Origin of the sequence: Sphingomonas sp. ATCC 31555, from assembly GCF_000282895.1 — a bacterium.
Taxonomy (GTDB): Bacteria; Pseudomonadota; Alphaproteobacteria; order Sphingomonadales; family Sphingomonadaceae; genus Sphingomonas.
Genome location: NZ_ALBQ01000032.1, coordinates 66,952 through 92,384, shown reverse-complemented (window position 1 = coordinate 92,384; position 25,433 = coordinate 66,952). Strand labels below are relative to the sequence as shown.

General features: G+C 65.9%; 16 protein-coding genes and 1 pseudogene. 4 read left to right on the top strand and 13 right to left on the bottom strand.

The annotated features are described in order from the left end of the window. Positions 1 to 8: 8 nt before the first annotated feature. The 4 genes from B215_RS0114070 (at position 9) to B215_RS0114050 (ending at position 8,513) form a co-directional block, all read left to right on the top strand. On the top strand, positions 9 to 1,520 hold the full coding sequence (locus tag B215_RS0114070; protein WP_019370286.1) for a tryptophan halogenase family protein: 1,512 nt from the start codon (positions 9 to 11) through the stop codon (positions 1,518 to 1,520). Continuing rightward, positions 1,517 to 3,310, top strand: a complete 1,794-nt coding sequence (locus B215_RS0114065; RefSeq protein ID WP_019370285.1) for an alpha-amylase family glycosyl hydrolase — start codon at positions 1,517 to 1,519, stop codon at positions 3,308 to 3,310. Before B215_RS0114070 ends, B215_RS0114065 begins: the two co-directional genes overlap by 4 nt. A 5-nt stretch (positions 3,311 to 3,315) precedes the next feature. Next, positions 3,316 to 4,923, top strand: coding sequence for an alpha-glucosidase (locus B215_RS0114060; protein WP_019370284.1), 1,608 nt, complete (start codon positions 3,316 to 3,318; stop codon positions 4,921 to 4,923). 482 nt (positions 4,924 to 5,405) lie between these two features. Further along, on the top strand, positions 5,406 to 8,513 hold the full coding sequence (locus B215_RS0114050; protein ID WP_019370283.1) for a TonB-dependent receptor: 3,108 nt from the start codon (positions 5,406 to 5,408) through the stop codon (positions 8,511 to 8,513). A 67-nt stretch (positions 8,514 to 8,580) separates the two neighbouring features. Here the strand turns inward: B215_RS0114050 and B215_RS0114045 are convergent, their stop codons facing one another. From B215_RS0114045 to B215_RS0113985, 13 genes and pseudogenes are all read right to left on the bottom strand, one after another. After that, positions 8,581 to 9,921: a pectate lyase gene (locus tag B215_RS0114045; protein WP_019370282.1), complete on the bottom strand. Its 1,341-nt coding sequence runs from the start codon at positions 9,919 to 9,921 to the stop codon at positions 8,581 to 8,583. Next, positions 9,921 to 13,232, bottom strand: coding sequence for a TonB-dependent receptor domain-containing protein (locus B215_RS0114040; protein ID WP_019370281.1), 3,312 nt, complete (start codon positions 13,230 to 13,232; stop codon positions 9,921 to 9,923). Before B215_RS0114040 ends, B215_RS0114045 begins: the two co-directional genes overlap by 1 nt. A gap of 302 nt (positions 13,233 to 13,534) precedes the next feature. Then, the gene (locus B215_RS0114035; protein ID WP_019370280.1) at positions 13,535 to 14,569 is read right to left on the bottom strand and encodes a LacI family DNA-binding transcriptional regulator; all 1,035 of its coding nucleotides are present in this window, start codon (positions 14,567 to 14,569) and stop codon (positions 13,535 to 13,537) included. Positions 14,570 to 14,635: 66 nt separating this feature from the next. Beyond that, positions 14,636 to 16,174 carry a carboxylesterase/lipase family protein gene (locus B215_RS0114030; RefSeq protein ID WP_019370279.1) on the bottom strand — a complete coding sequence of 513 codons (1,539 nt, stop codon included), beginning with the start codon at positions 16,172 to 16,174 and terminating at the stop codon, positions 14,636 to 14,638. Beyond that, on the bottom strand, positions 16,171 to 17,175 hold the full coding sequence (locus tag B215_RS0114025) for a sugar kinase (protein WP_019370278.1): 1,005 nt from the start codon (positions 17,173 to 17,175) through the stop codon (positions 16,171 to 16,173). The genes B215_RS0114030 and B215_RS0114025 overlap by 4 nt, the downstream gene beginning before the upstream one ends. Beyond that, positions 17,172 to 17,942: a 2-dehydro-3-deoxy-D-gluconate 5-dehydrogenase KduD gene (kduD, locus tag B215_RS0114020; RefSeq protein ID WP_019370277.1), complete on the bottom strand. Its 771-nt coding sequence runs from the start codon at positions 17,940 to 17,942 to the stop codon at positions 17,172 to 17,174. The genes B215_RS0114025 and kduD overlap by 4 nt, the downstream gene beginning before the upstream one ends. 136 nt (positions 17,943 to 18,078) lie before the next feature. After that, entirely contained in the window at positions 18,079 to 18,921 is an 843-nt protein-coding gene (kduI, locus tag B215_RS0114015) for a 5-dehydro-4-deoxy-D-glucuronate isomerase (protein ID WP_019370276.1), read from the bottom strand. Between the two features lie 50 nt (positions 18,922 to 18,971). Next, a complete protein-coding gene (gene uxaC, locus B215_RS0114010) occupies positions 18,972 to 20,393 on the bottom strand; it encodes a glucuronate isomerase (protein WP_019370275.1) in 1,422 nt (473 codons plus the stop codon). Between the two features lie 28 nt (positions 20,394 to 20,421). Next, positions 20,422 to 21,711 (bottom strand): MFS transporter, encoded by a 1,290-nt coding sequence (locus B215_RS0114005; protein ID WP_019370274.1) that lies wholly within the window; start codon positions 21,709 to 21,711, stop codon positions 20,422 to 20,424. A 33-nt stretch (positions 21,712 to 21,744) separates the two neighbouring features. Then, positions 21,745 to 22,535 (bottom strand): annotated as a pseudogene (locus tag B215_RS20165) (2-keto-4-pentenoate hydratase). 17 nt (positions 22,536 to 22,552) lie between these two features. Continuing rightward, positions 22,553 to 22,675: a hypothetical protein gene (locus B215_RS22020; protein ID WP_019370273.1), complete on the bottom strand. Its 123-nt coding sequence runs from the start codon at positions 22,673 to 22,675 to the stop codon at positions 22,553 to 22,555. A 115-nt stretch (positions 22,676 to 22,790) separates the two neighbouring features. After that, on the bottom strand, positions 22,791 to 24,215 hold the full coding sequence (locus tag B215_RS0113990) for a glycoside hydrolase family 28 protein (protein WP_019370272.1): 1,425 nt from the start codon (positions 24,213 to 24,215) through the stop codon (positions 22,791 to 22,793). A 103-nt stretch (positions 24,216 to 24,318) separates the two neighbouring features. Then, positions 24,319 to 25,377, bottom strand: coding sequence for a glycosyltransferase family 2 protein (locus B215_RS0113985; RefSeq protein ID WP_026009261.1), 1,059 nt, complete (start codon positions 25,375 to 25,377; stop codon positions 24,319 to 24,321). Positions 25,378 to 25,433 lie beyond the last annotated feature (56 nt).

The window sequence follows — 25,433 nt, the reverse complement described above, 5'->3', positions numbered from 1 at the left end:
GGTAGGCCATGGCATCCACAGCACCCTATCGCATCGTCGTCGCCGGCGGCGGCACCGCCGGATGGATGGCGGCCGCCGCGCTGGTCCGGTTCCTGGGGGCCGGCTTCACCGTCTCGCTCGTCGAATCGGATGCGATCGGCACGGTGGGCGTGGGCGAAGCGACTATTCCGCAGATCCGGATGTTCAACGCCAGCCTGGGCATCGACGAGGACGCGTTCGTCGCCGCCACCCAGGCGAGCTACAAGCTGGCGATCGAGTTCGTCGGCTGGACCAAAAGCGGGCGCTACATGCACGCCTTTGGCGAGGTTGGCCGCGACAACGGCCTGCTCGCCTTCCGCCACACCTGGCTGCGCGGAATGGCCGAGGGCGTGGCCGAGCCGCTGGCCGCTTATGCGCTCAACAATGTCGCGGCACTCGGCAACCGGATGCAGCGTGGGCCCGCCCGCACCGCCCGCGTACTGCCGGAAATGCCCTATGCCTTCCATTTCGATGCGGGTCTCTATGCTCGCTTCCTGCGCGACTATGCCGAAGCGCGGGGCGTGGTGCGGCACGAGGGACGGATCGAAGCAGTCGCGCGGGCGGGGGAGGACGGCAATCTGCAGGCGCTGCACCTCGACGGCGATCGCCGGATCGAAGGCGACCTGTTTCTCGACTGCACCGGCTTCCATGCGCGGCTGATCGGCGAGGCGATGGGCGTTGGCTATCGCGACTGGTCGCACTGGCTGCCGTGCGACCGCGCGTTGGCGGTGCCCAGCGCGCGTGCACGCGATTTCACCCCCTATACCCGCGCCACCGCGCACGGGGCCGGCTGGCAGTGGCGGATTCCGCTGCAGCACCGCACGGGCAACGGCATCGTCTATTCGAGCCGGCATCTGTCGGACGATGCGGCCGCCGCGGCGCTGCTAGCCGGACTGGACGAGCCCGCGCTCGCCGATCCGCGGCCGCTGCGCTTCACGGCGGGGCGCCGGGAGCAGTGCTGGGCGGGCAACGTCATCGCGCTCGGCCTTGCCAGCGGGTTCCTGGAGCCGCTGGAATCGACGAGCATCCACCTCATCCAGTCGGCGATCGAGCGCGTGCTGACGCTGTTGCCGGGCGCCCGCGCGATCGCGCCGCTGCGCAACCGCTACAACCGGCAGGCCGCGCAGGAGATGGAGCGGATCCGCGACTTCCTGACCCTGCATTACTGGGCGAACGATCGCGACGAGCCCTTCTGGCGCGAACGCCGCGAGGCGCCCCTGCCCGACGGCCTTGCCGAGAAGATCGCGCTGTGGCGCGCGAGCGGCGAGATCGACCGCGAGGACGGCGATCTGTTCAGCGACGTCGCCTGGCTACAGGTGCTCGCCGGCCAGGGCATCGCGGCGGAGGGTCATCACCCGCTCGCCGATGCGCCGCCGGCCGCGCAGATCGCCGAGTATCTCGACCTCATCGCCAAGCTTAATGCGCGCGAGGCCGCGCAGATGGCCCCCCATAGCGAGTTCGTCCGCGCGCACGGCGCTGCGGACGCGGAGATTGCCGCATGATCCGTTCCACCGCCCTCGCCCTGATCGCCGCCGCGCTCGCCGCGACTCCGGCCATGGCGCAGACCTATCGCGACCGGCTGCCCGAGGACGAGGTGCTCTACTTCCTCCTCCCCGACCGCTTCGACAATGGCGACCCCACCAATGATCGCGGCGGGCTGACCGGCGACCGGCTGGTCACCGGTTTCGATCCTGCGTCCAAGGGCTTCTATCATGGCGGCGATCTGAAGGGCGCGATCCAGCGGCTCGACTATATCCAGGCGCTGGGCGCCACCGCGATCTGGGTCGGCCCGATCTTCAAGAACAAGCCGGTGCAGGGGCCGAAGGGGCAGGAATCGGCGGGCTATCACGGCTATTGGATCACCGATTTCACCCAGGTCGATCCGCATTTCGGCACCAACGCCGAGTTCAAGGCGCTGGTGGATGCCGCACACAAGCGGAGCATCAAGGTCTATATGGACATCGTGGTGAACCACACGGCGGACGTGATCCAGTATCGCGAATGCGGCGACTGCAGCTATCGCAGCCGCGCCGACTATCCTTACAGCCGTAAAGGGGGCGTCGCCGGCACGGCCATCAACCCTGGCTTCAGCGGCGACGACGATCACAGCGCCGCCAACTTCGCCAGGCTCACTCGCCCGGACTATGCCTATACGCCGGCGGTGCCCGAGGCGGAGCGGAACGTGAAGGTGCCCGCCTGGCTCAACGATCCGATCTATTACCACAATCGCGGCAACTCGTCCTTTGCGGGCGAGAGCTCGACCATGGGCGATTTCGTCGGCCTAGACGACCTGATGACCGAGCATCCGCGTGTCGTTGCCGGGATGATCGACATTTTCGGCGGCTGGATCGATCGCTTCGGCATCGACGGCTTCCGCGTCGACACCGCGCGGCATGTGAACCCGGAGTTTTGGCAGGCCTTCGTCCCGGCAATGCTGGCCCGCGCCAAGGCGAAGGGGATCCCTAACTTCCACATCTTCGGCGAGGTCGCCGATCCAGAAGTCGCCGCGCTGGCCCGCCACACCCGCGTCGACAAGTTCCCCGCAGTGCTCGACTTCGCCTTCAACCAGGCGGTGATCGATGTTGCCGGCGGCAAGGGGACCGATCGCCTCGCAAAGGTGTTCGCGGCGGACGTGCTGTACGAGGGCGGCGAGAAGACCGCGCACCGCCTGCCCACCTTCGTCAGCAACCATGACGCGGGCCGCGCCGCCACCTTCATCAAGCAGGCCAATCCGAAGATCAGCCAGGCCGAACTGCTCCAGCGGGTCGAGCTCGCCCAGGCAATGCTCCTGCTGCTGCGCGGCGTGCCGACCATTTATTCGGGCGACGAGCAGGGCTTCGTCAGCGACGGCAACGACCAGGACGCGCGCGAGGACATGTTCGGGAGCAAGGTGGCCAGCTACAACGACAATCACCTGCTCGGCACCGACGCGACCACCGCCACGCCCAGCTTCAACCTCGGCCATCCGCTGTTTCGCGAGATCGCGACGCTCGCCCGGCTGCGGACCAGCCACCCGGCGCTCACCCGCGGGCGGCAGGTCACGCGTTTCGCCAGCGACAAGCCGGGTCTGTTCGCCGTCTCACGCTTCGATCCGAGGACCGGCGCGGAGACAGTGATCGCCTTCAACACCAGCCCTGAGCCCTGGACGGGCAACGTCCAGGTCGAGGCCGGCTCCACCGCCTTCCGCACCCTGGCAGGTGCCTGCCCTGCCAGCGCCTCTGCCCCCGGCAGCCTCACCCTTTCCCTTCCCGCCTTCGGCTTCGCCGTCTGCGCGGCCGGAGCCTCCAAGTGAACCTAATGTCGATGCGTGACCTCTCCACCGAAACTCGGCCGTGGTGGCGCGGCGCGGTGATCTACCAGATCTATCCACGCAGCTTTGCGGACTCGAACGGCGACGGCATCGGCGACCTGCCCGGCATCACCGCGCGGCTCGATCATGTCGCGGCGCTGGGCGTGGACGCGGTGTGGATCTCGCCCTTCTTCACGTCACCGATGCGAGATTTTGGCTATGACATCGCCGATTTCTGCGGCGTCGATCCCGTGTTCGGCACGCTCGCCGACTTCGACGCGCTGGTCGCCCGCGCCCATGCGCTCGGCCTCAAGGTGCTGATCGACCAGGTCTATTCGCACAGCTCGGACCAGCATCCCTGGTTCCAGGAGAGCCGCACCAGCCGCACCAACGCACGCGCCGACTGGTATGTCTGGGCCGATGCCAAGCCCGATGGCAGCCCGCCCAACAATTGGCAGTCGGTGTTCGGCGGCCCGGCCTGGACCTGGGACGCTCGGCGCGGCCAATATTATCTCCACAATTTCCTGCGCGAGCAGCCCGACCTAAACTTCCACAATCCGGAGGTGCAGGCTGCCACCCTCGCCACGGCCAAGTTCTGGCTGGATCGCGGCGTCGACGGCTTCCGGCTGGATGCCATCAACTTCACGATGCATGATCCGCAGTTGCGCGATAACCCGCCCGCGCCCGACACGGGATTGCCCCGTACGCGCCCGTTCGACTTCCAGCAGCATGTCTACAACCAGAGCCATGCCGACATTCCGCTGCTGCTCGAGAAACTGCGCGCGCTGGCCGATCTTTATCCCGGCCGCTTCACCGTCGCCGAAGTCGGCGGCCCCGCGCCGGAGGCCGAAATGCACCAATTCACCGCCGGCGAGACGCGGCTCAATAGTGCTTATGGCTTCAACTTCCTCTACGCCGACCGCCTGACGCCCGCGCTGGTGCAGCGCGCGCTCGCCGAATGGCCAGACACGCCGGGCATTGGCTGGCCAAGCTGGGCGTTCGAGAACCACGATGCACCGCGCGCGCTGTCGCGCTGGGTGGCGCCCGAGCATCGCGCTGCATTCGCCGTGATGAAGATGCTGTTGCTGCTTACGCTACGTGGCAATGCAATTCTCTATTATGGCGAGGAACTGGGCCTGACCCAGGTCGATATCGACTTCGCGGACCTGCAGGATCCCGAAGCGATCGCGAACTGGCCGCTTACGCTAAGCCGCGACGGCGCGCGCACGCCGATGCCGTGGGCGGCCGCCGCGCCGAACATCGGCTTCAGCACCGCCCGCCCCTGGCTTCCGCTCGGCCCCGAGCACCGGGCGCTGGCGGTGGACCTGCAGGAGGCCGATCCCACCTCGCTCCTTCAGCACACGCGTCGCCTGATCGCGCTGCGCCGTACCCATCCGGCGCTGGTGGAAGGCGCGATGGAGGTGCTGCACGCGGATGATGCCCTGCTCGTCTTCGCACGCACGCTGGGCGACATGCGGATCCTGTGCGCGTTCAACCTCTCGGCAGCGCCCGTGGCACTCCCCGCAGCCCTGGTGACGCACTGCACGCCAATCGAACAGGTGAACGGCGCGACTCTGGCCGAACTGCCTCCTTATGCGGCGCTTATGGCTCGCTGATCTCGGTCCCCCTCCCCGAGAATCGGGAGGCCCTTCAAGGGGCTGGCGACCGCCAGCCCCTTCTTTTTTGCCGAGGCGTGACTGCAAACGATATCCGCTTCAGCATCAAGATTGGTAATCTTCAAAAAGCAGATGGCCTTACCATTATCCATTTGACCGACAGGCCAAAGCGTGAAAGATAACGCTAACATGACGCCGGCGGTAAAGCGGGCGCGCTCGTGGGATGAGGATAGGATGGCGGGAGAAACTAACTTTTCGTCGTTTCCGGCCGTTTGGCGCGGCTCGTTGCGATGTGGCCTGAGCCCACCCTGACCCCCACCAACTGAGTCTAGCATCGAATATCTTCAGCCCGCGACACGGCGCGTCGCGGGACCGGACCCGTGCATCTTCGGTCGCGCACGTCGGTCCCGAATCCAAACCATCGACCGAAAAAAATTGTCGGCCGTTCGAAAGCGCCGACCGCAATCCGAGGGGACCCTGACATGACGAATACAGCGTTTCACGCCCGGTCGCTGCGCAAGGCACTGCTTTGTGCGACGATGCTGAGCGCCGGTTATGCCGCCACTGCCCAGGCGCAGACCCAGACAACGCCGCCGGCCAGCGTGCCAGAGGCGAGCGCCCCGGCGGCGGACCAGGTGCAGGAAATCGTCGTCACCGGCTATCGCCAGAGCCTTGCCCAGGCGACCAACGCCAAGCGCGAATCCACCGGCTTCACCGATTCGATCTTCGCGGAAGACATCGGCAAGTTCCCGGACACCAACATCGCCGAATCGTTCAACCGCATCCCCGGCATCACGATCGTGCGCGACGTGACCGGCGAAGGTGTGAACGTCGCCATTCGCGGTCTCGGATCGAACTTCACCAATGTGACGCTCAACGGCGCGCCGATCGCGGTCGCTTCCTCCGGCGCCACCGATGCGCAGGGCACCGATCGTTCGGTGGACCTCAGCTTCTTCCCGACCGACCTGTTCACCAAGCTGACCGTGAACAAGAGCTACACCGCCAACCTGCTCGAAGGCGGCGCGGCCGGTAACATCGATCTGCGGTCCGCGCGGCCGTTCGACCGCACCGGCCCTTTCCTTGCCTATAACATCCAGGGTTCGAACCAGACGCCGGAGGACCGGATCGGCGTGCGCGGATCGCTGATCGGCAGCTGGCGCAACGATACGTTCGGCATCCTCGCCGGCGTTTCCGCCCAGCGGCTGTTCACCGATACCCGCGGCTTCGAAACCATCGGTTATACCAATCCGGCGCTCACCGCTGCCCAGTGCGGCGCCACTACGGGCTGCAACAGCACCGGCGGCGGCAACTGGACGATTCCGGCAGTGGTGCCCGCCGGCGCGGGCGCCGGGCTCGTCGCGGGGACGGTGATAGACCGCAACTTCCTGCTCGCCAACAATCCCGGCGCGACGATCCAGCAGATCGACAACGGCCTGCTGCCGCGCCTGGGCCGCAACACCAGCATCCGCGGCCCGCGTGATCGCGTGAACGCCATCGCCAGCGCCGAATGGCGCCCGTCGGACACGCTGCATTTCTATGTGGACGGACTGTACGGCTATAAGAAGAACGTGCTCACCCGCGAGAACGTGGCGTGGATCGTGCGGAACGGCGCCCTCATCCCAACCAACCTGAAGTTCGACAAATCCGATTGCAGCGCGGGCTGCACCGTGACCAGCGGCACCTTCGCCAATGTTCAGTTCTTCAACGAATACCGTCCTTATCGCGAAACGACCGAGCTGTTCAGCATCAACCCCGGCGGCGAATGGACCATTTCCGATACGCTGAAGCTGAACCTGCAGGGCAATTATGCCCGCTCGACCTTCCACCGCGAAAGCCCGACCGTCGGCGCCACCACGCCGCTGGGCCAGAATGCCACGGTCACGTTCAACACCACCGGCGGCATTCCCGAAATCAAGAGCAGCCTGGATCTCAACAATCCGGCGAATTTCGGCTGGTATGCCGGCAGCCGCGTCAACATGCAGGACGAGCGGCGCCGCAACGTCAATAAGGGCGTGCGGGGCGACCTTACCTGGGGTGAGCGTACGCTGAACCTGCAGGTCGGCGGCGCCTTCGACGATGTGTCGCGCCGGATCCGCGGCTTCGACAACACCCAGGCCTGGCAGAACGCCGTGTGCGGCAACAATCCCAACATCTTCGTGCCCGGCCCGAATTCGCAGCCCCCGTGCGAAGGCCTGAACGCGCCCGGTGCAGCGCCGGCCGGCTATCCCACCTATCCGGGCTATGGCACCGGCTACACTGCCGGCCAGACCGGCACCGTCACCTATGGCGGCTCGCTGATCCCGAACTCCGCCTTCCCAAGCTATCTGCGGCCGGGGCCCGCCGGCTTCGTCACCGTGGATTGGGACAAGTTCCGTCAGGCAAGCAACTATGACTTCTACCACGACAACACGCCCGAAAGCGGCGGTTCGAACACCGGCGCCAATGGCGGCCTGATCCGCGAGGTCATCAAGTCCGCCTTCGCCACCATCAACGGCGAGCAGGAACTGGGCGGCAACATGCTGCGCTTCAATGCCGGCCTGCGCTTTGTAAACACGATCCAGACGATCTCGGGACGCGTCAGCTTCGCCGATCCGCGTAACGCCACGGCCAGCGGCGGGCAGATCGCGGACGGCAGCCGCTATCCGAGCGTGGTCAACATCGTCGACACTCGCAACGAATATTCCGAATGGCTGCCGGCGGCCACCATCGCCTATGACGTCAGCGCCAACGCCGTCGTCCGCGTCGCCGCTTCCCGCACGATGACGCGGCCCGATCCTTCGGCGCAGCTGCCGGGCGTGAACTTCGGCGCGCCGTCGGCCGATCAGGCGAGCATCGGCAATCCGGCGCTGGCGCCCTATCTGTCGAACAACATCGACCTCGGCTTCGAATACTATACCGGCCGCGAAGGCGTGATCAGCTTCAACGCCTTCCGCAAATCGATCGAGGGCTTCACCAACACCGCGATCAACACGGTGCCGTTCACCGCGCTGGCGCAATATGGCATCACCTACGACACGCTGAACCCGACCCAGCAGATCGCGATCAACTCGCGCGGCGGACCCAACAGTGCCCAGGTACAGGTGACCAGCCAGGTCAACGTGCCGAATAAGCTGAAGATCAACGGCCTGGAATTCCAGTGGGTCCAACCGCTTGACTTCCTCACCGAAAAGCTCGGCATCCGCGGCTTCGGCTTCAATGCCAACGCCACCCTTGTCGACCAGACCAGCGACGGCCCCGCCACGGCTTTCGGAGTCGCTCCGTTCACGTACAACGTCACCGGCTATTACGAGCGGAACGGCATCATGCTTCGCGTCGCGGTGACCTCACGCGAAGGCTCGCAGAACAGCGGCACGGCGCAGAACGGCATCCCGGCGGCGGCGCTGTACGGCACCACCTACACCAGCTGGGACTTCTCCTCGGCGTTCGATCTCGACAAGATCTTCGGCGTCAAGCAGGCGCCGCAGCTGACGATCAACGTCGCCAACTTCAACAATGCGACGCTGCGTTCCTACTTCCAGTTCGAGAACGCGACGTTCACCCAGTACAAGCCCGGCCGGCAGTTCCTGATCGGCCTGCGCGGCAGCTTCTGACGCGACGAGGGGCGGCCACATGAGCGGCCGCCCCTCTTTTTTTTGTTCTGTTGTACTGAGTCGCTGCTCAGCCGCGTACTGCGGCCATTTCCGCGAGCCACTCCTCCAGATTCGTCCAGCCGTCGCGATTGCGATCCGCCGCGCCGTCGTTGGGGTCGTGCGGATTGAGGCCGTGCGCGGCTTCCCAGCCATCGGGAATGCCGTCCCGGTCGCTGTCCTGGGGCGCCGGCAGGCTGTTCAGTTCGGGCCAGCCGCCCACGTCCCGCTGACTGTCGATCTGGCGGCCGCTGCGATCCCGCACGCCGGCGACAATCCGCGCATCGACGCTGTCGCGCACCTTCGAGGCACCCGCCTCGGCGAGCACGCGCGCATAGGCGTCGGCGGCGGCGTGCCGGGTGACCGCGGGCATCGGCACAGGCTCCGCCAGCCGGTAGCCGTCCGGCGCGATGCCATCGACCAAGCTCCACGGATCGGCGGGGATGCTGCCGTTCATGCTGTTGCCCGCGAACCAGGCCCTGGCCAGCGTGTTGCTTTCATGGAAGGCGATCGGCTTGCGCGACTGCGGGCCCATGACATAGGCGTTGTCGACGAAATTGTAGCGCGCGAGCGTCGCCTTGTCGGCATTGTAGCCGGACCAGTTGTTGCCCCAATTGTAGAAGACGTTGGAGCGGAAATCGAAAAAGGCGCCGAGCGGGTCCTGATCGGGACCGCTGTAATTGCCGGGGCGTGGCATGCGCGCGGCGTGGTTCGCCCACAGATTGTGGTGGAAGCTGATCTTCGCCCCCTGCCCGCCTCGGATCAGGCTGCCATAGCCATGCTCGCCCTTGGCGTGGAGCGAATGGGTCAGCGATTCCGCGATAATCGACCATTGCACGGTCAGATCCCAGAAGCCCTCACCGGGCTTGCTGTAATTGGCCGAGGCCGAGAGCGTCTCGTCGACCGACCAACTCGCCGAGACATGGTCGAGGATGATGCGGTGCCCGCCATGGATCCAGATCGCATCGGATTCGGTGCCCGATTCGTCCCCCAGCCGTGCGCGGATATAGCGGATCACCACATCGTCGGCGTCCACCTCCAGTGGGTGATCGCGCAGAGTGATGCCGTCGCCCGGCGCGGACTGGCCGGCGATCGTCACGCGCCCTTCGCGGATCCGCAGCGGTTTGGCGAGCCGGATCGTGCCGGACGTGCGGAACAGGATCGTGCGCGGCCCGGGCGTTTCCACCGCCGCGCGCAGGCTGCCAGGACCGGCATCGGCGAGCGTGGTGACGAACAACACCTTGCCACCGCGCCCGCCCAAGGCCGCGGCCCCGGCACCTTCGGCGCCGGGAAAGGCGGGGACCGGCCGCTCCTGTGCGATCGCAGGCGCCGCCGATGCGAGCAGCAGCGCCAGCGCCGAAGCCTGCCGCATCAGAAGCTCAGCCGCACGCCGGCGGTGATGATACGGCCGGTGCTGCCATAGATCTGGGACACCGGATTGGCGGCGTACATCGTGCGATACTGGACCTGATTGGTCAGGTTGCGTCCTTCCAGCGTGAAGCGCGCGAACTTGGTCAGGTTGACCGCGAAGGCTGCGTCGAGGTTGAACTGATCTTCGTTGAAGCCGAAGTCCGCAAGCACCGGCGAGTTGCACGCCGCGCCAGCATTGGTGGTGGTGCCGACCGAACAGGTGCCGGTCGCCAGCGGGAAGCGGTTGACGAAGCGCTTGCGATACGCCCCCGAGAAGCGCAGCGACCAAACCGAATTCTCGTAATAGAGCGTGGCGTTGAACGCATCGGGCGAGGTGTTGAGGAAGGGTCCTTCGGCGAAGGTGTTCTGCGCCGTGCCCACGCCGCCGCCCTGGGTCGTCGACAGCGCGGTGCCGGTCAGATAGCTGAGCGACGAGTCGATATGCGTATAGTTGGCGGTGACGCCCATCTTGTCGAACGGCGCCGGCAGGAACCAGAAATCGGTCTGCAGATTGACTTCGATGCCCTTGATCGTGCCGCCCGGCGCGTCCTTGAACTGCCGCACCGCCCAGGTTCCGCCCGCCTGGGTATAGGCACGCAGCAACGGATCGGTCATCGATGCCAGGATCTGGTTGTAGATCGCCGGCTCGAACACGGTCGAAAGCGGCGCCTCGCCCGCGAGCTGCTGCGGGAAGCTGTCGAGATTCTTCTTGAACAGCGCCACAGCGATCAGGCCGTTGTTGCGGAAATACTTCTCGATGCTGAGATCGAGGTTGGTCGCGCGGAACGGGCTGAGATAGGGATTGCCGACGGTGAGCGAGGGCGCCGAGCCGTTGACCGCCAGCGTGCTCGAAAACGCCGTCGTACCGGGCGTGAGGTTGCCGAGCTGCGGGCGCGACATGACCTTGGCCGCGGCGAAGCGGATCAGCAGCCCGGGCTGCGCCTCCCAGTTGATGTTGGTGGAGGGCAGCCAATCCCAGTATTCGTGGTTCGCCACCACCGGGATGCCGGTGATGCCATCCGCACCGCCGACATTGCCGGCACCCTTCACCTTCGTATTGGCCACCCGGAGGCCGACATTGCCGCGCAGCGGCCCGCCGAGCAGGGTCAGATCATAATCGACCTGGAAGAAGCCGGAAGCGTCCCGCTCTTCCACGCCGCCGCCCTGGCGCCCGTCCGGCACGACCCGGAAGTCACCCCATTTGTTCACGCAGTTGCAGTCGATCCCGAACGCGTTGACGAACTTGTTCAGATCGGGGGCGAAGAAGCTGGTCGGCGTACCGGCGGGCAGGCTCAGTCCCTGGCCGAACCCATAGACGCTGCCAAGATCGGTAACGTTCAGCCTGGCTTCGGCCAGTGTCGGGTTAAGTGCCTCGATCGATTGCGCACGGCGCTGCTGATCGGCGAAGAAGCTGAACTTCTTGTACGTGCCGCCGAACCGCAGCGTCATTTCGGGCACTGCTTCGAAGGCGAAGTTGAGCCGCCCGACCCGATATTCGTTGGTAACCTGGTTCTTGAACACGCGGATGGTGGAAAGGCCCTTCACCAGCGTCCAGCTGTTCGGATCGGCGACGTTAAAGCCCGGATTGAACACCGGCATCTTGCCGCCATCGCGCTCGTCGAACACATACCCATTCCGATCGATCGCGTTGACTTCGGCGAGATAGCCGGTCGCGTCGAACACCGATTTCGACCAGCCGATCGTGCCTTCCATCGTCAGCCGATCGCCGAAATCCTGACGCAGGTTGAGCGTCGCCTGCTTGAATTCGGTCGAGCCGCTCTGGCTGTCGATCGAGCTGCGCCAATCGACGCGATCGAGCTGGAGATAATCGGCCTGCCCCGCCGCATTCACGTTCGCCGCGCGCACAACCGTGTTCGGTCGTCCGATCAGCTGGGTGTAGAACCCGGTTTGGTTGCTGGTCGCTACATAGCCCGGCGAACGCGGATTATTGTAATAGTCATACGCGCTGAGATTGTTCGGATTATAGCTGTTGAAATAGCCCGGCAGCACGCTGCTGCCGTTCAGCTGCTGTCCGCAATCCACGATCGCGCTCTGCACGCAGTTGGGATAGAGCGCCACACGGTCGGCATTGCCGTTGGTGGTGCCCACCGCGCGTAGCGTGTTCTGGGTCACGCGGGTGTTGGTGCCGTTGCGGTTGAGGCCGATCGGGGTGATGCCGGCAAGTTCGCTGTCCTGATCATATTTCGAGTAGACACCGTCGAGGATGATTTCCGTCCGCTCGGTCGGCTGCCACTGGGCGGTGGCGGTCAGGCCCAGCCGCTCATAGGAGAGCCGCTGCCGGTTGATCGAAGGCAGGCCAGGGATGATGGTGGTCGGCGAAAGCTTCGCATAGGCGGCAGGATCCGAGCCGAAGGTCGCCCCGGTGCCGCCGGGCCGCGCAAAGCCATAGACCGGGGGCGTCACGCCGTTGATCTGCGAATTGCGGTACAGATAGTCGAACACGCCGATGCCGCGGCGATAGGAGTCGATCTGCTGTTCCTGCTTCTGATAGGCGCCGGACACGAGCACACCGAAATTGTCGGTCAGCTTGACCGAGGCAAGCCCTGTGAAACGCGGATTCCAGGTCTTCCCGTTCTCGCGATATTCGGCCTCGCCCCCCAGCGCGAAGCGATTGCCCTTATAGGCAAGCGGACGACCGGTAGTGAGATCGATGATCGCGCCGAGCGAGCCTTCATCATTCTCTGCAGCGGTGGACTTCGTGATCTTAACGCCGCCAAACAGTTCGGAAGCGAAGGTGTTGAAATCGAAGCCGCGGCTGCGGTTCGCGCCCGCATCGGACTGGTTGCCGCCGGCGACATTCTGCGCATCGGCGCCGTTCAGCCGCACCGACTGGAAGTCGCCGCCCAGGCCGCGGACCGTGATCGAGCGGCCTTCGCCATTGTCACGATCGATAGAGACGCCCGGCAGGCGCTGGATCGATTCCGCGAGGTTGGCGTCCGGGAAGTCGGCGATATCCTCGGCCGTGATCGCATCGACGATCTGGTTGGAGGCGCGCTTGAGGTTCAGGGCGTTGCGCAGCGACGCACGGAAACCGGTGACAACGATTTCGTCGCCGGTCTGCGGGTCGATCGGCGACGGTTCTTCCTGAATGCTAGCGTCGCGCTGGGCATCCGCCGCTGCCACCGGGTTGCCGGCCTGGGCCTGGGCGTGCGCAGGTGCGCCGAGCCACAGCGCCACGCCGACGGCACCAAGCGATACTCCCATCCGCAGGCCCATGCCGTGCCGGGCTTTCGCGGTTCCGAGATTTGCCATTTCGACCTCCCCTTGTTCGTCTGGACGCCTGCCGAAGTGCCGCGCCTAGGTTCGGGGAGTGATGATGCGAACGCCCGATGCCACACGGCAGTTAGCCGTGCAGACGAATAGCCTGGCGAATCGCGACTTTTCTCTCCCGCGCTCCTGGCGAATCTTCGTCCGCCTTGGCGCAAGCGCTACGTCACGCTTGTTGGCGTGTATTTGTTGCAGCAACCGGCGCTATGTCAACCGGTGTCATAACCCTAGAGCCGATAAATTCTGCTTCCGCTACTTTGGCGCAACAGCGGATCGCGGATGCGGGCCTAGTCGGCGGAGCGCGGCGGCGCGACCGAGGCGCGGTGGATCAGCGTGGAGGGAAACAACGAGGGTTCCTCCACCCCCTGATCGTCTCCAAAAAAGTCGCCGAGCAGCTTGAGCGCGGCCGAACGCCCCATCGAAATGATCGGCCAGTGCACCGTCGTCATCGGCGGCCAGATATGCGAGGCGATGGCAGTATCGTCGAAGCCGATGATCGACAGATCCTCCGGCACGCTCATGCCCCGGCGCCGTGCCGCGTGGAGCGTGGCGGCCGCCATTTCGTCGTTCGACGCGAAGATGGCGGTAGGCCGGGGTGAAAGATCGAGCAGGCGATCGGCCGCCGCCAACCCGCTTTCGAAGGTATAGGTACCATCGGCGATCAGGCTGCGGGGCAGCTTGATCCCGGCTTCGGCCAGAGCCTGTTCGAAGCCCTTGCGCCGCTCGCGCGCCGAGCGGAAGCCGTGCGGCCCCGCGATCAGGCCGATGCGGCGATGACCGAGCGCGATGAGGTGATTTATCGCCTCGACCACGACGTCACTGTCATTGGAGGCGACCATATGCTCGGGCGTATCGAGCGCGGTGGAGCCCATCCGCACATAGCGGGTGCCGAGATCGGCACAGAGCGTCGCCAGCATGTCGTTTTCAGACACCGGTGGCAAAATCAGCACGCCATAGAGCCGCTGCCGCTCCAGAAAGGCGCGTACGTCGGCAAGCATGGTTGAGGAGCCGCGATCGATCGGGCGGACGATCAGTTCGAATTCGGTGTCGCGGATCGCCTCCAGGATCCCGGCCTGGACGTTCATCACCATCTGCGCATTGGGATTGTCGTGGATCAGCCCCAGCAGGAAATTGTGGCGCAGCGCCAGCGCCCGTGCCTGCACATTGGGCACATAGCCCAGGTCCGCGATCACCGCTTCCACGCGGGCGCGGGTATCTTGGTTCAGCAGGGGTGATCGGTTGATGACTCGGCTGACGGTTTTCTTCGAGACGCCGGCGATCCGCGCGACATCGTTGATGGTGGGCTTTCCCGTCTTCTCCATGGGGCGATGCTATACGGCGCCGCGATCGATTGCGATAGGCGCACGCGGCGGCCGCCGCGGCATGGTTCAGCTGCCCGGCTGAATATAGGGAATGCGCGCGAACAGCTCGCGCTCCCAGCGGCGGGGATCGTTGGCCATGCGGCTGTCCGCATCGAACACCATCGTCGCCCGGTCCGGCAGCGTGTAGGGCGCCCAACGAGCAAGCCCGGGCGCGGCCGGCCGGCCGGTTCGGGCGAGCGAAGCGAAGGCGGCCATCATCTGCCGGCTGAGCCGCTGGGCGGCTGGCCCGGTCCCGGCATAGGCTCCTGGCGCCGCCAGCGTGCCGAAGGCGAGCGCGATGTCCATGGTGTGCGGCGCGCCGCGTTCCGGCTGGGTCGGCGAGGCGAAATCCAGCTGGTATACCCATGTCGCCTTGGCACCGGCCGCGGCGCGGGCATCGGCCTCGATCACTTGGCCGCGCCAACTGCGGCCCGCCGTGGTGGCGCGGTAGAACAGATCCTGCGGCGTATCCGAGGGAAAGCGGGCGCGATACGCGGCAACCACCCATTCGGGCAGCACATCGATCTTGAGTTCGGGCCCCATGCGGGCGGCGAGATTGTCCCAGCTCAGCGTGCGGACCCGTTCCGACTTCGGATCGATGAAGGCGCGCGTTTCGTCGTGCGTGTTGCCGAGGATCATCGGCAGCGCGAGCGACTGCGGATTAGCGTCCGGCCAGAAGGGGTGGCGCAGCAGCCATTTCATATCGAGCACCGGCCCAAAATAGACGCCGCCGCCCAGGATCGGATCGCGCGCATCCTGCGCCTCCACCAGCTTTTCGGCCGGCAGCGTTGCCGCCGCATCGATCCCGCCGCCGAGCCGATCCAGATAGGCCTGCGCCCGCGCCGTAGCGTTCATCGGCCCCGACGCGGTGACTTGCTGCCCGCTCATCGTCGCGGCGCTGTGAAACAGCCCCTTGGCGGCGGGCATGCCCATCAATGTGGCGATCTTCGCGCCGCCGCCCGATTGGCCGAACAGGAACACGCGGGAAGGATCGCCGCCAAACGCCGTGATATTGTCGCGGATCCAGCGCAGCGCCAGGATGAGGTCCAACTGGCCGGCGTTGCCGCTATCGGGGAAGCGTGGATCGAACCGGGCGAGGTAGAGATAGCCGAAGGCGTTGAGGCGGTGGTTGACCGTCACCACAACGACATCCTCGCTGCGGGCCAGCGTTGCCCCGTCGTTGAGGGGATCGGTGACGCTGCCGTTGGAATAGGCGCCGCCATGGAAATAGACCATCACCGGCCGCCGCGCTGTGCGCTCGGCGCCGGGCGTCCAGAGATTGAGGAACAGACAGTCCTCAGACTGGGGCTCGTCTTTCAGGCCCCGCTGCGGGCAAATCGGCCCGAACGCCTGCGCGGTGACCTGCGCCCCGCGCGGTTCGGCCGACGGCGCGCGAAACCGCTCCGCCCGGCCGTAGCGAATGCCAAGAAAGCGGGAGAGCCCCCCTTCCCGTGTGCCGGTGAAGCGCCCGGCCGGCGCATCCACCACCGGATCGCCGGCCGCCCAAGCGCGCGATGGCAGGGTGAGCACAAGGCCGCCTGCCAGCACCGCGCGCCGGCTGGTCACCGCCGCACGTCCAGCCCGCCTTCGGCAAAAGCGGCAAGATCAGCGCGGGTGAACAGGCTCGCGTCCCCAGGCAGCGAGTGCTTGAGCGCGGTGAGCGCCAGCCCCGCTTCCGCCATTGCGCGGGCATCGCCGCCCTCCAGCAGGCCGTGCAGCACGCCCGCCGCAAAAGCGTCGCCACCGCCGATCCGATCGACGATGCCGCTGACGCGCAGTTCCTCGGTCTGGTGATGTCCGTCGCGGGTGTCAACGCGTGCCGCGATGCGGTGGCTGTCGACGTCATCGACATGCCGTGCGGTCGAGGCAATCAGCTTCAGTTTCGGGAAAGCCGTGAAGGCAGCTTCCGCCGCTTCGCGTCGCCGCTCCGCGCCATCGCCCGAGAAATGCCCGCCGAGCAGCAGCGAGATGTCGCGGTGGTTGCCGAACAGAATTTCGGCGTGGCCGATCAGTTCGGTCAGCACGCCGCGCGGATCGCTGTCCCACGCTTCCCACAGCTTGGCGCGATAGTTCCCGTCGAACGAGACCGTAATGCCGCGCGCGCTCGCCGCCTCGGCCGCAGCGATGGCGGCAGCGGCGGTGTTGGGACCGAGCGCGGGCGTGATGCCCGACAGGTGCAGCCGGGTTACGCCGGCGAGCAGCGTATCCCAGTCCCACGCCTCGGCAGGCCGGTCCGCGAACACCGAATGGGCGCGATCATAGACGATTTCGGACGCGCGCAGGCCCGCGCCCGGCGTGAGGAAATACAGGCCCATGCGCCCGGCCTCGGCCACCACGTGGCGCGTATCCACGCCGCGCCGGCGCAACTCACCGATCGCGGCGGCGCCCAGCGGATTGGCGGCCACTGCGCTGATCATCGCGACGTCATGGCCCAGACACGCCAGGCCCGTTGCCACATTCGCCTCTGCCCCTGCGATCGCGACGTCGAGCTTCGGCGTCTGCAACAGCAGTTCGCGGCCCGGCGGCGACAGCCGCAGCATCATTTCCCCGAAAAATGCGAACGTCATCGTGCCAGCCAGCCTCCATCCACGGCGAGAACATGGCCCTGCACATAGTCCGCCGCGCGCGAGGCGAGGAAGACCGCAGCGCCGCCCAGATCCTCCGGATCGCCCCAGCGCGCGGCCGGAATGCGCTCGAGAATCTGGCGGTTGCGGGTCTCGTCGGCCTGCAGCGCCGCGGTGTTGTTGGTGGCGATATAGCCCGGCGCGATCGCGTTGACGTTGACGCCCTTTGCCGCCCACTCGTTCGCCAGCAGCTTGGTGAGGCCGCCGATGCCCGACTTGGACGCGGTGTAGCTCGGCACGCGGATGCCGCCCTGGAAGGTCAGCATCGAGGCGATGTTGATGATGCGCCCGCGTTCGCCGGTCTCGCCGAAGCGGCGGACCATGAACTTGCCCGCCGCCTGGCAGAGGAAGAACACTGACTTGAGATTGGTGTCGACCACCGCATCCCAATCCTCCTCGGTGAAATCGAGGCTGTCGGCGCGGCGGATGATCCCGGCATTGTTTACCAGGATGTCGATCTTCCCCAGCTTATCCACAGCTTCGTCCACAACCCTTTGCACAGGGTCGATGGTCGAAAGGTCGGCGGAGATAATCTCGGCGCGGCGGCCGAGCTCGCGCACCTTGCGGACGGTTTCCTCGGCAGGCGTGCGGCCGACGGCGGCGATGTCTGCGCCGGCCGCTGCGAGCGCCAGCGCGATGCCCTGGCCGATGCCGGTATTGGCGCCGGTGATGACGGCCACCTGGCCGGTAAGATCGAAGGGGTTGGTCATGGCATATCCCTCTCCCCCTCCCGCCTGCGGAAAGGGGGCCGGGGGGTGGGCCCCCACTTTCAAAAAGCCCACCGCGCGTGGAAGCCGGGGGCCCACCCCCCAGCCCCCTCCCGCGCGCGGGAGGGGGGTCAGGCCGTCACGCCAGCTGGCAGATATCCAGCACGTTCATGTCGGTATAATCCTGGTTCTCGCCGGCCATCGCCCAGATGAAGGCATAGGATTTGGTGCCGGCACCCATGTGGATCGACCAGGGCGGACTGATCACGGCTTCCTCGTTCGCCATCACGATGTGGCGGGTCGCCTCGCCTTCGCCCATGAAGTGCATGACGCGATCCTTCTCCAGATCGTCGAGCTCGAAGTAGAAGTAGATCTCGCTGCGCCGCTCATGGATGTGGGGGGGCATGGTGTTCCACACGCTGCCCGGCTTGAGCACGGTGAGGCCCATCACCAACTGCGCGCTGTCGCACACGCCGGGGATAACGAGCTGGAAGATCGTCCGCTCGTTCGATTCCTCCAGGCTGCCGCGCTCCAGCGCATTGGCGTCGGCGATTCCGAGCTTGCGGGTGGTGAACGCCTTGTGCGCGGGGCACGAGGCCAGATAGTAGCGCGCGCCCTCGCCGGCGAACTCTACGTCCTTGGCGCCCATCGTCACGTACAGGCAGTCCTTGTTGCCCAGTGTGAAGCTCTCGCCGTCGACAGTTACGGTGCCGTCGACCTTACCGACATTGACGATCGCGAGTTCGCGCCGCTCCAGGAACGGATGACCCGCGGCGGACGCAGGCTCGGTCTGGGCAGGCAGCGTCACCGGGCTGGCGCCCACCTGTACCCCGCCGATCACGAAGCGATCGGCATGGGTATAGTTGAGCACGCATTCACCCTCCCGGAAGAGGCCGGAGATCAGATAGCGGTCGCGCAATTCCTCGTTCGACACGCACTCCATCATGTCGGGGTGAGTGGCGTAATAGGTCCGGTCGAACATCAGTCTCTCTCCGTTGCATCGGTTCGGGTGGCCTTTGCCACCGGTGTCTGTCAGTCCCTATCCAGCTTGTAGGCGCGGCGCACAAGCCCGTTCGTGAGCTCGAAGGCGAGTTCCGCCGCTTCCCAGTCGAGCAACCGCCCCTCGGCCACCAGCTGCGCCAGGAAGCCGCAATCGATCCGCCGCGCGACGTCGTGGCGCGCCGGGATCGACAGGAAGGCGCGCGTATCGTCGTTAAAGCCCACCGTGTTGTAGAAGCCCGCCGTCTCGGTCACCTGCTCGCGGAAGCGGCGCATGCCCTCGGGGCTGTCATGGAACCACCAGGCCGGCCCCAGCTTCAAGCAGGGATAATGGCCCGCCAGCGGCGCCAGTTCGCGCGCATAGACCGTTTCGTCCAGCGTGAAGAGAATGATCGACAACTCGCTCGAGGTGCCGAAGCGATCGAGCAGCGGTTTGAGGGCGTGGACATAGTCGGTCGCCATCGGGATGTCGGCGCCCTTGTCGCGACCATGGCTGGCGAAGAGCCCGCCATTGTGGTTACGGAAGCTGCCCGGGTGGATCTGCATCACCATCCCGTCCTCAACGCTCATCGCCGCCATCTCGGTGAGCATCTGCGCACGGAACAGCTCGGCATCGGCTGGGGTCCAGTCATCCGACAGGATCCTGGCGAACAGCGCCTCGGCTTCCGCCCTGCTCAAATTCGCGGTGCGCGCCGTGGGATGGCCATGGTCGGTAGCCGTGGCTCCAGCGGCACGGAAATCGGCGCGACGCCTGCGGTGCGCGGCGAGATAGCCGTCCCAGCTGTACACGTCCTCGCCGGTCTTCCCGGCGAAGATCTTGAGCGCGCCGTGGAACTGCTCATGTTCGACATCGATCACCGCATCAGGGCGATAGGTGGTCACGACGCGGCCGCCCCATCCCGATTCCTGGATGGCATGGTGCGGCGACAGGTCGTCCTGCGGACCCTCGGTCGTGGCGAGGAACTCGATGTTGAAGCGATCGAACAGGGCGCGCGGACGGAACTCGTCGCTCGCCAGCTTCTCGTTGATCGTGTCGTAGTAGAAATTCGCCGTCTCGGCTTCCAGCGCCACATCGAACCCGAACACCTCGCCGAACACATGGCCCAGCCACATGGCGGACGGGGTGCCGCGGAACAGATACAGATGTTCGGCAAAGGTGCGCCATGCCGCTCGCGGATCGGTGGCGGGCATGCCGGCCTTGCTCGGCACGCACAGCGCGTCAAGCGACACGCCCTGCGAATATAGCATTCGGTAGATGTAATGGTCCGGCGAGAGCAGCAACTCGGTCGCGTTCGACCAATTGACGTTGGTCGAGAACCAGGTTGGATCGGTATGGCCGTGCGGGCTGATGATCGGCAGGCCGGCGACCTGCGCATAGAGTTCGCGCGCGATCGCACGGGTGCGGTCCTCGGCCGGCAACAGCCGGTCGGGATCGAGCTTCAGCGGCTTGGCCATCGGGTACTCCGGTAGACTGGAAGTGAAATCAGGCGCTCATGTCGACGCGGGCAAGCCGCGGCGACAGGAAATGGACGCAGGCGAGCGCGACGAAATAGGCGCTGCCGGCCACCGCGAACAACGGCCAATAGCTGCCGAGCCGCTCGAGCACTTCACCCGCGTACAACGACATCAGGATGCCGCCGATCGCGCCGACAGTGCCGCCGATGCCGATCACCGATCCAACGGCGCCGCGCGGGAACATGTCCGCCGGAAGCGCATAGAGGTTCGCCGAGAAGGCCTGATGCGCCGCCGTCGCGATGCCGATCACGCCCACCGCCATCCAAACGCTGCTGAGCGACTCCGCGAACAGCACCGGCAACACCGCAAAGGCGCAGACCAGCATCGTCACCTTGCGGGCGACGTTGGCGGTGTACCCGGCACGCATCAGCCGCGAGGACAGCCAGCCGCCGGCGACGCTCCCCATGTCCGACACGAGGTAGATCGCGGCCAGCGGCAGGCCGAAGGTCTTGAGGTCGAGCTGATACCGCTCGAACAAATAGCCCGGCAGCCAGAACAGGAAGAACCACCAGACCGGATCGATGAAGAACTTGCCGAGCGCATAGGCCCAGGTTTCGCGCTTGGTGAGGACCGATCCGTAGCCGAGCTTCTGCACCTTGTCGGCGGGGTCCTGCTCGATCCAGGCGAGTTCGGCTTCGGTCACCTTGGGGTGTTCGCGCGGGGAGCGATATAGCGTCCACCAGGCGATCAGCCAGACGAAGCTGACGAGGCCGGTGATGACAAAGGCAGAGCGCCAGCCCCAAGCCAGCACCATGTACGGGATGACGAGCGGAGTCAGCACGGCGCCGATATTGGCGCCTGCGTTGAACACGCCGATGGCGAAGGCCCGTTCCTTGGCCGGAAACCATTCCGTCACCGCCTTGATGCCCGCTGGGAAGTTGCCCGATTCGCCGATCCCCAGCGCAAAGCGCGCGATGGCGAAGTGCATCAGGCTATGCGCAGCGCCGTGGAAGATATGGGCGACCTGCCACACCACGAAGGCGATGGTGTAGCCGACGCGGGCGCCGACCTGGTCCACCACCTTGCCGAAGATGATGTAGCCGATGGCATAGGCGAACTGGAACCAGATGATGACGCTGGCGAAGTCCTTCTCCGTCCAGTGCAGGTCGGCCATTAGCGTCGGCTTGAGCACGCCGATCATCTGGCGATCGACATAGTTGATGATCGTGGCCACGAACAGCAGCCCGCAGATCACCCAGCGATATCGCCCCACCCGTGCCGCGGCACCCCGCACCGCGGCTTCGCCTTGATTCGCCATCACCTCTCCAATCCCATTCGGTCGTACCCGGAATCAGGCGATTCCGATCCTGCATTCCACGCACCTGCCCGACCCGAACCGTGCCTCCACCTTCGCCCCCGGCCGGACCGGGTGGACGCCGGTGACGGCGCCGGTTGAAATCCACTGCCCTTCCGACAGCGGCAGACCCTGCCGGGCCGCCAGTTCGAACAGGAAGCGTACCGCCCCGATCGGCCCGTCGAGCATTCCCCCGCCGTACCCGTGCCGGCTACTTCCCCGTCGATCGATAGCGATACCGGCCAGCTTAGGAAATCCTCTTCAGAAGATATACCGTATCCGATCAGCAAGCCGTTATTGTTTCCGAAGTCCGATACCGTTACGGCCGGGCCGTGTTCGTTGATGCCAGCGAAGGGCGAGCTGGCGATTTCAATGCCGACGCGCAGCTCCGCGATGTACGGCAGCACATCGGCGTTGGTCCACGCCCGATCAAAGCTGGCCGGCAGCGGCCCCAGCCGCGCAAGATACTCCGCCTCGGCCGCACCGAAGCCGTTGCGGAAGACCGGCATTTCCGGCTGCTCCTCTGCGTCTGCCCAGACCACGCTGCCCGCGAAGATCGGCCCGGCCAGCCGGTTCGCGCCATAGCGCTCCACCAGACCGTCCGGCACGCGCCCGACTTTCCACCCGGCGATGGGCGCACCGAACAGCGCTATCGCCTCTGCCTGGATGGCATAAGCCTCCGCCAGCGTCGCCGGCATCGCGCCTGGATAATCGGCAAACCCCTGCTTGGCGCGTCGCGCTGCCACGAAAGCCTGGGCGATGGTTTCCGCCGTCGCTTGCTCCGACAATGTTCTTTTCCCTTTCGTCAGTCGTCCATCGCGCCACAGCCGCCTGGCAGGGGCGCGCCGTCTGCCTTGCGCGCAGCGATTACGAGCGCGCTCTGGCCTGCCGAGGCAGGCCGGAACGCCAGGTGGAAGGATCCGGACATGCCGGTTCCCGGGTGAAGGTCTCTCCGCCGACCCGCTCCAAAGAATGCCGGCGCCGCGGTACAATTTGATACCGGTGTCAACATCACGCGTCAACGTTCTTGCGCGGCCGCGGCGTCATGCAAGCCCGGATACCAATGCCCCGTTCACGCGCACATCCTCCAGCCGCAGCCTTTCGGTGTAGCGAACGATGCTGGGTTCGGTAACGCCGTCGAAGCGACAGTCGCGGAACAGAATGTCCGTCACCGGAGCACCGGGCAGACCCTGGCTGTCCAAAACACGTACCGCGTTTTTCGCGCGCAGCCGCTCGATCACCACATGGCGCAAGTGCGGGACAAAACGGCCATTGGCACCTTCCTCATAGTTGAAGTCGCACGTCACGGCCGCGCGGCTGACCTGCCCTACATCGATATCCCGGTAATGGAAATTCTCGAGCAGCCCGCCCCGTAACGCATTGTTTTTGAAGCGGATTGCATACCACAGATCGGGGCTGTCCATCGTGCAGCGTTCGGCGAACACCCAGCGGGCACCGCCGGAGATCTGCGATCCCACCACCACCCCGCCATGCCCCTGCCGCATCCGGCAATCGCGGATCAGGATGTTCTGCGCCGGCCGGGCGAGGCGCCGCCCATCCTCGTTGCGGCCCGAGTTGATAGCGATGCAATCGTCGCCCGTGTCGAAGCTGCAGCCTTCGATCAGTGCGCCGTCCACCGATTCAGGATCGCAGCCATCATTGTTCGGCCCATGCCCCATCACGTCGACCCCGCGGACGATCAGGTTGCGGCACAGCACCGGGTGGATCTGCCAAAAGGGGGAGCCGCGCAGCTTCACTCCCTCGATCAACACATTCTCGCAGTCATAGGGCTGGACAAAGGCCGGGCGCAGGAAGGCACCGTCGCCGAATACTCGCTTTTCCACTGGCACGCGACGCTCGGCCATGTCGAACAGGATCGCGCGCGCCTTGCGCTGGTCCGGCATGCCGTCGCCCCAGCCATGATCGGTCGTCCCGCCCCAGGGCCCTTTCCACGACCACCAGTCGCGGGCGCTGCCCTGCCCGTCCAGCGTGCCTTGGCCGGTGATCGCAATGTCGCGCTGGCGATAGGCGTAGACGAGCGGCGAATAGTTCATCAACTCGATCCCCTCCCACCGCGTGAAGACGAGCGGATAATGAGCGGGATCGGTGGAGAAGAGCAGCGTCGCCCCCGCCTGGAGATGCAGGTTCACCTTCGATTGCAGGTGCACCGCCCCGGTAAGGAACCGTCCCGCGGGCACGACCACGCGACCACCGCCGGCCGCCGCACAGGCGCTGATCGCGCGGGCGATGGCCTGGGTGTTCAACGTGGTGCCATCGCCACGGGCACCGAACTGCACCACATCGAAATCGCGCTGCGGAAACACCGGCGGCTGCACGGCGCGGGCGATCGCCGCAGCTCGCAGCCAGGGATCGGCATCCTCGGCACGCGCCGAGCGCGGCAGCAGCGATGCGACGGCACCCGCGCCGGCCTGACCAAGAAGCGCGCGACGAGAAGGCGTGAACGACATCAATCCTCTCCTGCATGCCGGCCTTTGACACCGGTTGCACAAAAGACTGTCGGGAGGATCGGCTTTGGTCAAGCCCGCGTGCGACAGGCCGTTCTGCAAGCCGTCAGGCGGCGGTGCGCAACGTCTGTTCCAGCGCGGCGAACTCCGCCGCCTTATCGGTGATGCCCAGCCCCTGGTACAGCAGTGCAAGATTGCCGGCGGCGAGATAGCTGCCACAGCCCGGCACCGATCCGTCGAGCTGCGGCTGTTCGCCGATCGAGAGGCAGCGCAGCCACGCCCCCTCTGCCACCGGCAGCAGCTGATCGAACGCGATGGTGGGATTGCGGCTTGCCCAATCCAGATACAGATCCGCCACGGCAAAGAAGAAGTCGGGCGAGTTCAGCCAGGCCGCCTGTTCGGCATCGACCAGCGTCAGGGCCTCCTCAAACCGCTCCGCCTGTTTGAGCGCCTGAATCATCGATACGACGATCGCATGACGATAGGGCGCATCGGGCGCGGCGCCGCGATAGGCGGTACGCAGCGAGTCCGCAGCGCCGGCTGCGTCGCCGCGCACCAGCTGCTCGCGCCCCAGCTGATACCAGAGATAGGCATCGCCGGGCGCATCGACGAGCGCGCGTTCCAGCAGCGCCTGGTTGCGCCCTTGCTTGCGCGCGAGCTGGGCGGCGACATAGCCGTCATGCCCGATCGTCAACGCCAGCGGCACGAAGGGCAGATCGGATACGGGATGCTCGTGAATGCGGCCGGAATAGCGCACGCCTCGTGGCAGGATGCGTGGAAGGAAGCGGCGGGTCGGCTCGGACTCGACCGTTTCGTTGCAGATCCGCACGCAGCCCACGAAGCGCGGCGCCGGCGTCGCCGCAGGGAACAGCATTGCCGGCCCGAGCGCCTCGGCGCTGCCGATCAGCCATTCGTCGGCGTCTAGGATGAGATTCCAGTCCGCATCGGAACAATCGAGCGCGGCGTTGCGGGCAGCGGCGAAATCGTCGCACCAGACGAAATCATGCACCTGCGCGCCGCACCCGGCGGCAATGGCGCGGGTATCGTCGGTCGATCCGGTGTCGAGTACGATCATGCGATCGACATGGGCGCGCGCGCTTTCGAGGCAGCGCGCGATGCAGCGCGCCTCGTTGCGGGCGATCATCACCAAAGCCAATCGTGTCACGCCAAACTCGCCCCTCGGACCACTCCGTCCATTATAGAGGGCTGCGGCACGGCGAC